At 46.6% G+C, this 13996-nt stretch carries 10 protein-coding genes and 1 tRNA gene; 4 read left to right on the top strand and 7 right to left on the bottom strand.

The genetic code is table 11. The features are described 5' to 3' along the window. Positions 1-3: 3 nt before the first annotated feature. The gene (locus tag NC99_RS01435) at positions 4-1539 is read right to left on the bottom strand and encodes an MATE family efflux transporter (RefSeq protein ID WP_053179102.1); all 1536 of its coding nucleotides are present in this window, start codon (positions 1537-1539) and stop codon (positions 4-6) included. Positions 1540-2202: 663 nt separating this feature from the next. Between NC99_RS01435 and NC99_RS01430 the strand changes: the two genes are divergently transcribed. Next, complete coding sequence (locus NC99_RS01430; protein ID WP_053179100.1) at positions 2203-3840, top strand: ArnT family glycosyltransferase; 1638 nt, start codon at positions 2203-2205, stop codon at positions 3838-3840. Positions 3841-4447: 607 nt separating this feature from the next. Next, the gene (locus tag NC99_RS01420; protein ID WP_053179096.1) at positions 4448-5734 is read left to right on the top strand and encodes a Gfo/Idh/MocA family protein; all 1287 of its coding nucleotides are present in this window, start codon (positions 4448-4450) and stop codon (positions 5732-5734) included. 72 nt (positions 5735-5806) lie between these two features. On the opposite strand, the gene NC99_RS01415 is transcribed toward NC99_RS01420, so the two are convergent. The 3 genes from NC99_RS01415 to NC99_RS01405 are packed head-to-tail and all read right to left on the bottom strand — an operon-like array spanning position 5807 to position 9226. Further along, the gene (locus tag NC99_RS01415; protein ID WP_053179093.1) at positions 5807-6562 is read right to left on the bottom strand and encodes a succinate dehydrogenase/fumarate reductase iron-sulfur subunit; all 756 of its coding nucleotides are present in this window, start codon (positions 6560-6562) and stop codon (positions 5807-5809) included. Between the two features lie 24 nt (positions 6563-6586). Further along, on the bottom strand, positions 6587-8524 hold the full coding sequence (locus NC99_RS01410) for a fumarate reductase/succinate dehydrogenase flavoprotein subunit (RefSeq protein ID WP_053179092.1): 1938 nt from the start codon (positions 8522-8524) through the stop codon (positions 6587-6589). Between the two features lie 18 nt (positions 8525-8542). Next, a complete protein-coding gene (locus NC99_RS01405; protein WP_053179090.1) occupies positions 8543-9226 on the bottom strand; it encodes a succinate dehydrogenase cytochrome b subunit in 684 nt (227 codons plus the stop codon). Positions 9227-9553: 327 nt separating this feature from the next. On the opposite strand from NC99_RS01405, the gene NC99_RS01400 reads away from it, so the two are divergent. After that, a tRNA-Arg gene (locus NC99_RS01400) sits at positions 9554-9625 on the top strand. Positions 9626-9736: 111 nt separating this feature from the next. Here the strand turns inward: NC99_RS01400 and NC99_RS01395 are convergent. Next, a complete protein-coding gene (locus NC99_RS01395) occupies positions 9737-10987 on the bottom strand; it encodes a hypothetical protein (protein WP_053179088.1) in 1251 nt (416 codons plus the stop codon). A 309-nt stretch (positions 10988-11296) separates the two neighbouring features. Then, on the bottom strand, positions 11297-11617 hold the full coding sequence (locus NC99_RS01390) for a hypothetical protein (protein WP_053179086.1): 321 nt from the start codon (positions 11615-11617) through the stop codon (positions 11297-11299). Between the two features lie 252 nt (positions 11618-11869). Between NC99_RS01390 and mgrA the strand changes: the two genes are divergently transcribed. Then, the gene (mgrA, locus tag NC99_RS01385) at positions 11870-12859 is read left to right on the top strand and encodes an L-glyceraldehyde 3-phosphate reductase (protein ID WP_053179084.1); all 990 of its coding nucleotides are present in this window, start codon (positions 11870-11872) and stop codon (positions 12857-12859) included. A 66-nt stretch (positions 12860-12925) separates the two neighbouring features. Here mgrA and NC99_RS01380 read toward each other — a convergent pair whose 3' ends face one another. Then, the gene (locus NC99_RS01380) at positions 12926-13957 is read right to left on the bottom strand and encodes a branched-chain amino acid aminotransferase (RefSeq protein ID WP_262509296.1); all 1032 of its coding nucleotides are present in this window, start codon (positions 13955-13957) and stop codon (positions 12926-12928) included. Positions 13958-13996 lie beyond the last annotated feature (39 nt).

Raw genomic sequence — 13996 nt, 5'->3', positions numbered from 1 at the left:
GACTTAATTTTTGTTTCGAAGCCTAGTCACAACAGCCTGATAGACGGATGTAATAAGCTTTTTTTCTTCATCTTTTAGTCCAATTAGGAACAATAGGGTTAAAAATGTTAAAACATTCAAAATAACCACAACGACTAACCGGACAAGGCCAGCATCAAGAAAAAATGTAGGCGTGTAAGCTATGATAGCAGTAGCCAAAGTTGTTGACAAACAGGGTACCAATAAATCCGAAGTAAATTGGCCCAGTTCCAATCCACATAAATGATAAGTAAAAAGTACTCTCAATATTGATAATACAACCGTCATTCCAATCAAGTTGACATAGATAGCTTCGGGAGAAGCACCTAGTTTAAAAGCCAGATAACTTGCTGGCAGAAGGGCAATATATACCATGGAATTCCAAAAGCTCACCTTTTTAATTCGCCCAGTGGCACCAATTGCTGTGGAAAAAGTTACCGTTAATTGATCGATCCCGGCATTGATTAAGCTCAATCGACAAAACACAATCGCAAAGTCAGGAACATCTTTTAGCCAGAAATTTAGAATGAATGACATTTCGATAAGAACCGGGATGGCAAAAAATGAAAGCAAAAAAAAAGAGATTTTATTGCCCGTCATTGATGCTTTAAGCATCTGTGTTCTGTTCTTTTCTCCTTCACTTTTTACAATAACCGGATTCAAGGCTTTTAACATGGTGTTGGAGAATGCCATTAGTTGTCCTGATACTTGATTGGCAACCCCTTGCGCTGCATTGACAATCACCCCGAAAAATGAGTTGAGAATAATTGTGATTCCTTGCATGGCGACGATGCTGGCGGTACTGCTCAATAATTTCCAGCTGGCAAAACTTGTCATCTCTTTAAACAAACGCCTGTTATAGTATTTCCTTGGTGCCAGTTCAACTTCTTCGTATTTCCGATGGCAATAAATACTCCGTAACACCAATAGCAGGATTGGCAGCGAAACCATCAGAATACCAAAGGTCAACAGTTTGTCAAACGCTGTGTACGTAATATAGATAGCAATAGCCAGCTTCGAAACCGACTCGATAATCCCCAAAATGGCTACCAGTAGCATATTTTCATGGGCATTGATCACGGCGTCATAAGGTACTGAGACGATGGTGAAAAAAGTACTCACCAGCATGAACTGATAGAGCAATTTTGCAACGTCCATCCGCTCTTCAGGAATCTCCAGAATCCCATTAAACAAAAAATATCCAGCAACTTGAAGAAGAAGGAAGACTGCAATTGCGACCAGAAAGTGCAGGGAGACAGATACATTAAATATGTATTTCTGCTTTTGTTCATCACCTTCACCTTGCGCATAGGACATGAAGCGCTGGCTTGCGGAGGCCATGGCAATGTTTAAAAAGGTCAACATGGCAATGGCACCGCCCACAACATTGAATATCCCATAGTCTTCGGCTCCCAAAGCTGCCAGGATCAGCCGTGTTGCGTAAAGTGAAATAAAGACTGTGATGCCCATTTTGGCATAGAGAATGCCTGTATTGACTGCCACACGCTTTGCTGGTTGCATATATATTTTTTGGTATGAGAGACCGTGACAATTATCCGCATCATGATTCCGCTCCAAAGCCATGTTGGTCGGGTGCTCGAATGCATAGACACAGAAATTGTTGGTGATTCATTTATGAAAAGCGACGGAATAAATTTCGTCTAAATACAGCTTCGCTTCCTGCCTCCCACATTCCTGGTGGAAGAGCTCTATTGTATTTAATTCAATTGTTCCAACGCGATACAGCTTCGCCACTTAAACCCCATTTGGAAGCTTCTTTTGAGATCATTTTTGTGGCTTTTCTTGTATCATCAAATATCACCTGAGCCATGTTATAAAACAATGGGTAATTTCACGTAAAAAGGATTGTTTACATAGTTGTAAAACACTTGGAATATGAGTAAAACCGCTATTTCCAAAGGATTTTGATCGTTTATTTTGAGATGAATCGGTGGTTGAGCAATGATCGGGGAAATTCCTCCAAAGTGAAAATAATGACGCTCCAAAGTATCTTTTTCAAGCTGCTCAATTCAGCGAGTCAGCCTGTTTAGGGATTTTGAACTGGCCCAACAAGGAAAAAAAAAGAGCTTGCCAAAATGTTATTTGTACTTTTGGCGTTCTGAATGGTAAATCATTCTTTTTGTTATTTCAGTTCCGGATTAATCTTATCATTCCAAAATTTGTATGAAGCACAAACACTGGCTCTTTTTTGGTATTGTTCTATTTCTGCTGGTGAACCTCGCCGGTTTGTTCATTCCCATTGTGATTAACGCGGCCAAGTATGCCCAGGTGGGTCGGGAGATTCTGGATAACCAGGACTGGATCAACATGACCATTGGCGGCGAACCTTATGACCAAAAGCCCCCCTTATTGTTTTGGATTGCCGCTTTGATTTTTAAATCATTCGGGATTTCTGTGTTTGCCTATAAGCTTGGCGTTCTACTCATCTCGTTGATCGGAATTTACGGCACGTTCCGACTGGGTAAACTATTGTACGATGAGCAAGTTGGCGCGCTATCGGCATTCATGTGGGCTACCTGCCTGGGGTATGCGCATTTTCACAATGACATTCATACCGATACCCTACTTGTTGTTCCCGTCATCTTGTCGATCTGGCAATATGCAGCATGGGTGAAATCCCGTAAAGACTACCATTTTTACCTGGCAACCCTGTTGGTTGGATTGGCGATGTTAACGAAAGGGCCTGTTGCAATAGTCATTATCGGGTCAGCTGTAGGACTTCATCTACTTTTCACACGTAACTTTCAGGCCATATTCAATTATCGCTGGCTGCTGGCTATTCCCATCGTCCTGCTAATGACTGCACCCGCCTTATGGGGCCTGTACAACCAGTTCGGGCTGGAGGGCATTAAATTCTACTTTTGGACAAACAATGTCGGACGGATAGATGGAAGCTACGCAGGGAAGAACACCGATCCGGTTTTTTATATCCATACAACCCTATATATGATCGCTCCCTGGGCTGTGTTTAGCTTTGTCGGAATTTTTATGCAAATCAGAGAGAAAGTCAGGCAAAAGTTTCAATCCACAACCGATACGGAATTTTATACGCTGGGCGGAATATTGGTGTACCTCCTTATTTTATCAACTGCCAGGGCGAAGAATCCTCACTATGAATTACCGGTTCTGCCCTTGATCTCGATCATAACAGCCCGTTGGGCATTGTTGATTTATGATCTGCCTCAATTTTCGAATCTCCGGAAAATCTTGAGCTCCATTCACGTAGTTATCGGTATCCTCCTTTTTGCGCTGTCAGGTGTATTTCTGCTATTCGTATTTCCCCAGGCCGATGTTTGGATTTGGCTGGTCATTGCCGCAATGCTGGGAGGATTTATTTATGTGCTAGGCTGGGAAAGTGGCCTTGATAAGCAAATTGCCTACCTGGTACTTGCCGTTTCTGCCTTACTGTTTAGTTTGAATATCCATATTCTACCGGAAATCGAGAAATATCAAGCATCCTTTGGGGCCTGCACTATTTTTAATCAGAAAGCCGGCGCCAACGAGAAGCTCCATATCTTCATGCCAGAGGCCCGTTACTGGGAAGTCTTTCTTTATTCAAAAAACTATGGCCAGTATCTGGTCACGCCAGACGACTTTAAAAGCGTAAACCCACCGGCCAACGACTGGGTCTTTACCGGGCCGGAAGGCGTTCAGGAGCTGATCGATATGGGTGTGCCCCTGGACACGGTGCGCATCCTGCAGCACAACAGCATGACCAGCCTCTCGTTCAAATTTCTGAATCCCAAGACCAGGGCTTCAAAACTCAAAACCCGCTACCTGCTTCAAATCCGGGAAGATTAATTTCATCCGGCTAATCCGTCCTCAAAAAACGACATGAAAGGTGCTATCGTCTTGTGCCACGACCAGTTCATAGTCTGAAAGACGCGCACTTCAATATCAGAGTGGATAAAAGAATAGATCAGTCTGTCGCAGTGCAAAACAGAAGGCCTTGTAAGAAATCCGTCAGTTTTCGGTTCCGCAGGTTTAAGAACCTAAGGAGAAGACACGAGAATATGAGTGTTCTACGACAGTTGTTGTTTCGGAGCGGCCTATTTTTATCAAAAGTGGAATCAAACGAAAAGCTTAGTGCAGGCGGGAAGTTCCGACGCGAGGAGGAAATCACCCGCCGAACTTAGCTTTTCGGAAGATGGAGCTTGCGGATAAAAATAAGCCTTGACTTTTTTGTTTACTTTTTGTGGCAAGACAAAAAGTAAAATCCGGCTGATAAGCCAACGCATCATATCATTTGGAAAGTCAGCCAGCTTTTTTGTGGGTCTTATCAATCTCCATTTTAAGTCCACCCCAATGATGAATTGATCCCTGAAAGACGTGCTTGACGCAAACCTCCAATTGTCTAAAAAATAGCTATATTAGGGCTGATCATTTTTTCAAACTAAACACTAAACGAATGAATCAGAAATTAAACCGAAGAAATTTCCTTGGAAAGGCAGCCCTCGGCGCCGCGGCTGTAACCATTATTCCGCGTCACGTGATGGGAGGAAAAGGCTTTGTGGCTGCCAACGACCGAATCAATCTCGGCTACATTGGAACCGGCAAACAAGGGCGCATTTTGCTCAATTACTTCACCCAAAATTGCAAGGATGCCGTTCCGGTGGCCGCTTGCGAAGTGTACCAGGCCAAGCTTGACCTGTTCATGCAACAAGCGAAAAAAGCACACCCGAATGGATCGATTCAAACTTACGAGTTCTACCGCGAGCTACTGGCCAATCCGGATGTTGATGCGGTGGTGATTGCTACGCCGGATCATTGGCACGCCCAGATTGCCGTGGATGCCGCCAAAGCCGGAAAAGATATTTACTGCGAAAAGCCGATGGCACTGACTGTTGCAGAGGGGCGAGCCATGGTGGATGCCACACGTAAGTACGACCGTATTTTTCAAACTGGCAACATGCAACGTTCGTGGCGAGACTTTCGGCATGCCGTTGAATTGGTACGAAACGGTTATATTGGAGAAATTAGAGAAGTTAACGTGCATGTAGGCGATCCGGTTGTGCAGTGTAACCTTCCGTCTGAAAAAGCGCCTGATGGACTGAATTGGGATTTATGGGTTGGCCCTTCGCTGTATCGTGATTTTCACTCGGAACTGGCGCCCCCAATTGAACGCGACATCTACCCCAACTGGCGAAACTACCGCAACTTTGGCGGTGGCATGATCACCGACTGGGGGGCGCACATGTTCGACATTGTGCAGTGGGGGTTGGACATGGATGAATCGGGGCCGGTTGAATTTACGCCGCCGGATGAGCCAGCCAAGCGTGGTTTAAAAATGACTTATGCGAATGGGGTAGTGGTGAACCATGTAAACTGGGGCGAAAACAATGCCGTGCAGTTTATTGGTTCCGAAGGAAAAATTGAAATCAGCCGAGGTTTTCTGCGCACCTTCCCCAACGAAAAACTGGCCAAGGCCGACCTGAAGGAAACCGACAAACGCGTGTACTACAGCGACAACCATTACCAGGATTGGATCAAAGCCCTCCGCACGCGGCAGCGACCCATTTCGGATGTGGAGACCGGGCACCGCACCGCTTCGATGTGCAACCTGGCCAATATTGCCTACGAATTGCAACGACCATTAAAGTGGGATCCTAAAAAGGAGAAGTTCGAAAATGATCAATATGCGGACGCCATGCGAACAAGAGCAATTCGTGGCAAGTGGGATTTTACAGATTTTTAGACGAAAACCTGAGCATATAACAAAGGCCCCAACATCACTGTCGGGGCCTTTTCATTTTATTTTTTTGCCTACTTATTCTGATAAACGCGACTTCAAATATTCGCGGTTCAGGCGCGAAATGTGGGCGATGGAAATGCTTTTGGGGCATTCCACTTCGCAGGCACCCGTGTTGGTACAACCGCCGAAGCCCAGCTCATCCATTTTCGAAACCATGGCTTTGGCGCGTCGTTTCGCTTCAACCTTGCCTTGTGGCAACAGGGCCAACTGGCTCACTTTGGCCGAAACGAACAGCATAGCCGACGAGTTTTTACATGCCGCTACGCAAGCGCCACAGCCAATACAGGCGGCCGCATCCATCGCTTCTTCGGCAGCAGGCCGTGCAATGGGAATGGCATTGGCATCGGGCACACCACCGGTGTTAACCGATACGTATCCACCGGCTGCAATAATCTTGTCGAAAGCAGTACGATCCACAATCAGGTCTTTGATGATGGGGAAAGCTGCAGCGCGCCAAGGTTCGATCGTGACGGTTTCGCCATCCTTAAACTTACGCATGTGCAACTGGCAAGTGGTAATGTCCTCGTCAGGTCCGTGCGGGCGGCCATTGATGTAGAGCGAACACATGCCACAGATACCTTCGCGGCAGTCGTGGTCAAAAGCAATGGGTTCTTTATTTTCGCCGACCAGCTGCTCATTCAGAATGTCCATCATTTCGAGGAACGAGCTGTCGGTTGAAATATTGGATACCTGGTAGGTTTCGAAACGGCCTTTCTCTTTGGGACCGTTCTGACGCCAAACCTTAAGCGTGAGATTTATTGTTTTTTCCATGATTGATCTCCTTTTTAAAAGCCGTTATTTGTAATTACGTTGAAGCATTTCTACGAACTCGTAAACCAACTCTTCCTTGTGAAGTGCAGGTTCTGCATCTTCGCCTTTGTACTCCCAACAGGAAACGTAGGCAAATTTGTCATCCTGACGCAAAGCTTCCCCTTCGCCGGTTTGGTATTCCTCGCGGAAGTGGCCTCCGCAGGATTCTTCACGGTCCAACGCATCACGAGCCATCAAGGCGCCAATTTCAATAAAATCGGCCAGGCGGCTGGCTTTTTCCAATTCAACATTCATTCCTTCTTTGTTTCCGGGAATGCGGACGTTCGTCCAGAACTCTTTTTTGATTTCAGCAATTCGCTTAACGGCTTTTTTCAATCCTTCGGCATTGCGGCCCATTCCAACGAAATCCCACATCACCAATCCAAGCTCTTTGTGGATACTGTCCACCGAACGTTGCCCCTGAATGCTGAGCAGTTTTTCAAAGCGGTCTTTCACGGCTTTCTCAGCTTCCACAAATTCCTTTTCCTCTGTCGTCATTCGCGGCGTGCGAATATCGTCGGCCAGGTAATTCTGAATGGTGTATGGCAATACGAAATAGCCATCAGCCAGTCCCTGCATCAGGGCCGAAGCGCCCAGGCGGTTGGCTCCGTGATCGGAGAAGTTGGCCTCGCCGGCAGCAAACAGACCCGGAATATTGGTTTGCAATTCATAATCAACCCAAATACCACCCATGGTATAGTGGATGGCGGGGTAAATCATCATCGGTGTTTCGTATGGATTGTCGTCTACAATTTTCTCGTACATCTGGAAGAGGTTGCCGTAGCGGGCTTCAATCACATCTTTCCCTAAGCGGTCGATGGCTGATTTGAAATCGAGGTAGACAGCCAAACCAGTTCCAACGCCATAACCAGCATCGCAACGCTCTTTCGCAGCACGCGAAGCGACGTCACGAGGAACCAGGTTTCCGAAAGCAGGATAACGACGCTCCAAATAGTAATCGCGGTCTTCTTCGGCAATCTGTGTCGGCTTCAGTTTGCCGGCACGAATGGCTTCGGCATCCTCTTTTTTGGCAGGAACCCAAATTCGGCCATCATTCCGAAGCGATTCCGACATCAAAGTCAGCTTGCTTTGAAACTCACCGTGAACCGGAATACAAGTCGGGTGGATTTGTGCCATACAAGGATTGGCAAACATAGCGCCTTTATGAAAAGCTTTAACGGCAGCCGATCCATTCGATCCCATGGCATTGGTTGACAGGAAGAAGGTGTTTCCGTAACCTCCGGTTGCCAACACCACAGCATGTCCAAAGTGACGTTCCAGCTTTCCGGTCACCAGGTCGCGGGTAATGATTCCGCGGGCTTTGCCTTCAACCAGTACAATTTCCACCAATTCGTTTCGGGTGTACATTTTTACAGAACCGGCATTCACCTGGCGCATCAAAGCCTGGTAAGCGCCCAGCAGCAACTGCTGTCCGGTTTGCCCACGGGCGTAGAATGTCCGGCTAACCTGTGCACCACCAAATGAGCGGTTGTCTAACAAACCGCCGTATTCGCGGGCAAAAGGAACACCTTGTGCCACACACTGGTCGATGATGCTGTTGCTCACCTCAGCCAAGCGATAAACGTTGGCCTCGCGGGCACGGTAGTCACCGCCTTTAATGGTATCGTAAAACAGACGATAAACCGAATCGCCGTCGTTGGGATAATTCTTTGCAGCATTGATCCCTCCCTGTGCGGCGATGGAGTGTGCACGACGAGGTGAATCTTGGATGGTAAAGTTTTTTACATTGAAGCCCATCTCGCCAAGCGATGCAGCTGCCGATGCTCCGGCCAAACCGGTGCCGACGATAATCACATCCAGTTTACGCTTGTTGGAAGGGTTCACCAGTTTTTGGTGATCTTTATAATTTGTCCACTTCTGAGCCAATGGCCCTTCGGGTATTTTTGAATTGAATACGCTCATAACTTCTTTTCTTTTCGATTAAAACTTAATCTGGAAATACAAAGGAATAACGGAAAATCCGATGGCAATTACGATCGCGAAGATGGTTCCGACAAATTGTAATCTTTTCAGCCAGATTTTGTTGGCAAATCCAATGGTTTGGAAAGCTGACCAAAAACCATGAGCCAGGTGTAACCCAAGCAGGATTCCGCCCAGTACATAAATCAGGCTGTAAATCAAACTTGCTTTAAACAAGCTCGACACCAAAGCATAGGTGTTTTCCATCTCTTCGCCTCCCACAGTCACGTGCGCCAATAGCGGATCACCAGTGACCTTGATCTTCCAGAAAAACTGGATGATGTGCATCACCAGGAAAACAAAGATTAAGCAACCAAGAACCAGCATGTTACGCGATGCCCAGCTGCTCGATTTCGAATTGTTTAACTGTTTGTATCCGATTGGCCGTGCTTTCAAGTTTTGAAAACTAACAATGAGTGACCAAATGATATGTACTAAAAAGCCCAGGGCAAGTACTGGCTCCATTATTTTGATGGCGGGGTTGGTTGCCATAAAGTGAGCCCCCTGGTTGAACAGATCACCACTGTCATCAAAAATCAAAAGTAGGTTGATGCTAAGGTGAACGATAATAAACATCATCAGGAAGATTCCGGAGATGCTCATCAAGAACTTTTTCCCAATAGAAGAAGTCAGAAAATTGCTCATAGGATAATCGTTTTATTTAAAATTAATGATTCTCTTAAAGTTCCACAAAAGTAGAGTTATGCGGGTTGACCAGCAAAAATGCAAGATCAAAAATAGGTAATTTAAAACGGTTCTAAGAAAAAAATGTACTGCATTAGACTAAAAAGCTTGTGTTCATCGTCTTCGGAGGTTTTACCCGTGTAAACTCTTTGTTAAGACAGCTTAGTAAATGCACCTGAATTCCGGCGTTTTGCAATCCCCAAATTTCTTTTTTTGAATCCACTGGCTTTTTCCTATTTTTGCAAAGCTTTTTAGTCAGCCTTCCGTGTAAGGAAAGGCTTGAAAAATGGTTCCATAGTTCAACGGATAGAATAGCAGTTTCCTAAACTGTAGATCCGGGTTCGATTCCCGGTGGGACTACTTTTTGAGTGAAAGGCAGGCCCTTGCAAGTTGTTGTAAGGGTTTTGTTTTTCCCTTGGTTTATTTTCTGAATGCGGCTTCCTTTAAGACCTGCTCCTTCTCCCAAGTGCTTCAAATCATTTCATTTAAAGCGGCTTCCCACTCCTGTTCCTCCACTTCGGGCGAAGACTGGCTGCGCTTTAGGTATTCGGCTAGTCCATTCAGGTTGGCCTCCTGCAAGGCGTCAATGTCGAAGTTCTTTTCTTTTAAATGAACCAGGTCGCCCAGCCCGGCTTCGTCGAACAAACGAATCAGGTCGGGGTATTTTTCTTCGTCGAGCTTAACGAAGGTGCTTAGCCGGTCAATCCGCCAATAGGTCACGTCATGCTTCTCCAGGCCCGTTAGTTTTTGCAGGCGATCGCCTTCGGGGGTGCAGTTGTGGGTGACAAACAAGAAGGTGCGGAACAGCACCTTGTTTTGGACAACACTGGCCACCAGGTACCCAATTTTCACATCGAACACCTTAAATGGAAGTAACAGGTAGCGGTTGTAATGTTCGAGCTTTGTGATGGTGTGTGTGTTCTCCCAAAGGGCATAATTAACGGCACCTTCATCGAGCAAATCCAGGCGTTCGCGCATGCGTCGGAGCGCATGCGACTGGATATAGACTTCCAGTTGTGGCCGGGTGCCCGAATAGGCGCTGCCCAAAACCGATGCGTCCACCGAAATCCACTCGACAGGCTTGATCGTTGAAGGCTGTCCCAGACGAAAGGCCGGACGCTTATGTCCATTCAGCACGAACATGCGGACATGGGCAGGAGATCCATAGACTTCGGAAATCAAGTCCACCCGCTTTGTAAATTTGGTGACAGGAGCCGGACGAACCCGAACGCTAAAGTATTTCTGATCCGGCTTGCTGAGCTGGGTAATCAGCCGGAAATACTGGAGTTTAAAGTAACTGTAAAAGGTGTCGATACTTTGTGTTGAGAAGTGTTTTTGACATACCACATCCGGATGTTTGTCGTCTTTCATCAATCGCTTTGCTCTCCGAAACTCTGCTTCATTGAAACAATAGAATAGCATAAGCTGGTAGGTCGAAAGGGTATATTTTCTTGGATCAGGGCTGTAGGTCCGGTAGTAGGTTTTTAATCTCGCGGTGATTAATTTCAACTCTTTGGGAGTGACATAGGCATTGGCGGACTCCGGGTTCCGAACCCCAATTGCACATTTATACATTTCCCGTTTATCCTGGGTGTTCATCTCCAAAAAAGAGTCTTCCAGATCAACCAGGACTAACATCTGCCGCATATCTCTTAAGAACTGCTTATAACCCCCGTTTTGACTTGGAGCGGTCTTCTTTTTTGGTTTTCTATTTTTGCTCATCTGTTTGAAATCAGCGAATTAAAATCTTTTGATCCCTTGTTTCCGGAACAATCTACCCAACTCCCGGAACAATCTACCCGACTCCCGAAGCGATCTACCCCATTCCCGAGGCTATCTACCCTATTCCCGAAGCAATCTACCCAATGCCCGAAGCTTCCTACCCCATTCCCGAAGGAAGATCTCTTAGGGGATTTCTATAATACCCTAGGGGATCATAGAAATCCCCTATAAGATTAGCCTGCTCCCCATGGGTTTGGGAAGAAAAAAGTGGAATATAACGAGCATACCCCACTTTTTCATGCTGAATAGTTACTTCCTCAATTTTCGGATTTCTTTTACCAGGTTATGGTTTTTACCCAACAAACCGGCTACCAGCTCAACAGCATTCGAGGTGCTTATGTAAGCCTGTGCCAATGTTTCCTGGGCTGCTATGGTTGCATTTTTCGCGGCAATCTCTGCATCAGATTGGGCAGCTTCGGCCGCGTTGGCCCCATCCAATTCTTGCTGTAGTTTTGCAAGCAATTCTGCCGGGTCATAACCTGCGGCGATCAGTTCTTCGGAATTATTGGTTACCAAAAGGATAAATTGGGATACAAAGTCCCGCTGACGTGGTTCTGTTAAAGTAGCCATAAATAGACATTTTTTGGTTTTTTATTAGTTCCGGCTAAAGGTTAGGGAGCCGGAATATTATCGTCAAACAAGATAAGCGATCTACTGTTAAACGGCAATATGTTTATCAACATATTTTGACCATGGGTGTAGACAAGGATGTGAAACCAAGAAGAACCTCCCCGGTATTTCTGTGTGTAAAGCGTTATACAGCTTCGTTTCATGCCCAATTATTTTGTATTTTCGATCGAACAAAATCTAAACGAATAAATCATGACTTATTTAGCAAACGACAAGCGTTACAACACCATGACCTACAACCGTTGCGGGCGTTCGGGACTGAAGCTTCCGGCGGTATCGCTGGGTTTGTGGCATAACTTCGGCGGTGTTGATGTGTTTGAGAACGGACGCGCCATGTTGCGCCACGCCTTTAATAGTGGCATCACGCATTTCGATTTGGCCAATAACTACGGGCCACCTTACGGTTCGGCTGAAGAAAATTTTGGCAAACTTTTTAAGCAGGATTTTCAGCCCTATCGCGACGAGCTGGTGATTTCGACCAAAGCGGGCTATGACATGTGGCCCGGCCCATACGGCAACTGGGGAAGCCGCAAATATTTGTTGTCGAGCCTCGACCAGAGCCTCAAGCGAATGGGGCTCGATTATGTAGATATCTTTTACTCGCACCGACCCGACCCCGAAACGCCGCTGGAAGAAACCATGATGGCGCTTGACCAGGCTGTGCGACAAGGAAAAGCCTTGTATGCGGGCATATCGAACTACCCGGCCGATCGAACCCGCGAAGCCGCGCAAATTCTGCGCGATCTGGGAACGCCTTGCCTGATTCACCAGCCGAAATACTCCATGTTTGAGCGTTGGGTTGAGGATGAACTGCTGGATGTATTGGATGAGGAAGGAATTGGCTGTATCCCATTTTCGCCACTGGCCCAGGGCCTGCTCACCGACAAGTACCTGAACGGTATTCCCGAAGGATCACGGGCGGCCAAGTCGTGGGGATTTTTGAAGGCCGACCAGGTAGAACCCGCTATTGAAAAAGTGAAGCGGCTCAATGAAATTGCCCTGCAACGTGGTCAAACATTGGCTCAAATGGCGCTGGCCTGGGTGATGAAAGATCAGCGGATCACTTCGGTGCTGATTGGCGCCAGCTCGGTGCAGCAACTGGATGATAACCTGGCCATGCTCGATTATCCAAACTTTTCGCAGGATGAACTGAGCCGGATTGAAGCTATCTTGAAGGCCTGAAAAAAAGAAAAAGCCTCGTTCATGTTTTTGAACGAGGCTCCTTCATTTTATTGATTGCGTAGGCAACTATTCGATTACTGTTACCCAACCGTAAGGGTCTGGCGCGTCGCCGTCCTGAATGGCGCGCAGCTTTTCGTACAATTTTGTCGTCCAGGGACCGGGTTCGGTACCATAGGTGTATTCCTTGTCCAGGTCGTCGTCGTAAATCCGCTTGATGGGTGAAATGACAGCTGCTGTTCCGCAGGCTCCCACTTCTTCAAAAGTTTCCAGTTCTTCAACCGGCACTCTGCGGCGTTCCACTTTCAAGCCGATATCTTCGGCGATTTTCATCAGACTTTTGTTGGTAATCGATGGCAGAATCGAATCGGACTCGGGCGTAATGTAGGCACCATTTTTAATTCCGAAGAAGTTGGCCGGACCGCATTCGTCAATGTATTTTTTCTCGCGCGAATCCAGATACAACACGGCAGAATAACCTTCGGCTTTGGCTTTTTTACCCGCGGTGAGACTGGCTGCGTAGTTGCCGCCAACCTTATATTTACCGGTTCCCTGTGGCGCCGCGCGGTCAAACTTGCGCATAATCAGCAAGTCGGTGGGTTTGAATCCTTCAGGAAAATAAGGCCCAACCGGCATCACAAAAACAATAAAAAGGTATTCATCGGCAGGTTTTACGCCAATTTGTGGACCGCTACCAATCAGCAAAGGCCGAATGTAAAGTGAGGCGCCGCATCCGTAGGGCGGAACAAAATCCATGTTTTTTTCCACGGCCAGCTTCACCGCTTCCTGAAACTTGTCAAGCGGGATGCGTTCCATCAAAATGCCATCGGCCGAATATTGCATGCGTTTGGCATTTTCGTCCATCCGAAAAATGCGGACTTTGCCGTCTTTGCCCATAAAGGCTTTCAGCCCCTCAAAAGCTTCCTGCCCGTAATGAAGCGCCGTGGCCGACATGTGAATGTTGATGTATTCTGAGTCACTTAATTCGAGCGGTCCCCATGCTCCGTTTTTGTAATAGCAGCGAACATTGTAGTTTGTTTTGCGATAGCCGAAGCCAATCGTTTTCCAGTCTTGATTCTCCATAGTTATCTTATTTGCCATCAGGTTTTTTTCAGAAGCCTAAAATAATGAAAAAAAGCT

The organism is Sunxiuqinia dokdonensis, from assembly GCF_001270965.1.
Classification (GTDB): domain Bacteria; phylum Bacteroidota; class Bacteroidia; order Bacteroidales; family Prolixibacteraceae; genus Sunxiuqinia; species Sunxiuqinia dokdonensis.
Note: the sequence above shows the minus strand (reverse complement) of the source record. Positions and strands in the feature narration are given on the sequence as shown.

Coding starts and splice junctions, on each gene's coding strand:
- NC99_RS01435 (WP_053179102.1), bottom strand. CDS start 1,539: ATGCAACCAGCAAAGCGTGTGGCAGTCAATACAGGCATTCTCTATGCC.
- NC99_RS01430 (WP_053179100.1), top strand. CDS start 2,203: ATGAAGCACAAACACTGGCTCTTTTTTGGTATTGTTCTATTTCTGCTG.
- NC99_RS01420 (WP_053179096.1), top strand. CDS start 4,448: ATGAATCAGAAATTAAACCGAAGAAATTTCCTTGGAAAGGCAGCCCTC.
- NC99_RS01415 (WP_053179093.1), bottom strand. CDS start 6,562: ATGGAAAAAACAATAAATCTCACGCTTAAGGTTTGGCGTCAGAACGGT.
- NC99_RS01410 (WP_053179092.1), bottom strand. CDS start 8,524: ATGAGCGTATTCAATTCAAAAATACCCGAAGGGCCATTGGCTCAGAAG.
- NC99_RS01405 (WP_053179090.1), bottom strand. CDS start 9,226: ATGAGCAATTTTCTGACTTCTTCTATTGGGAAAAAGTTCTTGATGAGC.
- NC99_RS01395 (WP_053179088.1), bottom strand. CDS start 10,987: ATGAGCAAAAATAGAAAACCAAAAAAGAAGACCGCTCCAAGTCAAAAC.
- NC99_RS01390 (WP_053179086.1), bottom strand. CDS start 11,617: ATGGCTACTTTAACAGAACCACGTCAGCGGGACTTTGTATCCCAATTT.
- mgrA (WP_053179084.1), top strand. CDS start 11,870: ATGACTTATTTAGCAAACGACAAGCGTTACAACACCATGACCTACAAC.
- NC99_RS01380 (WP_262509296.1), bottom strand. CDS start 13,957: ATGGCAAATAAGATAACTATGGAGAATCAAGACTGGAAAACGATTGGC.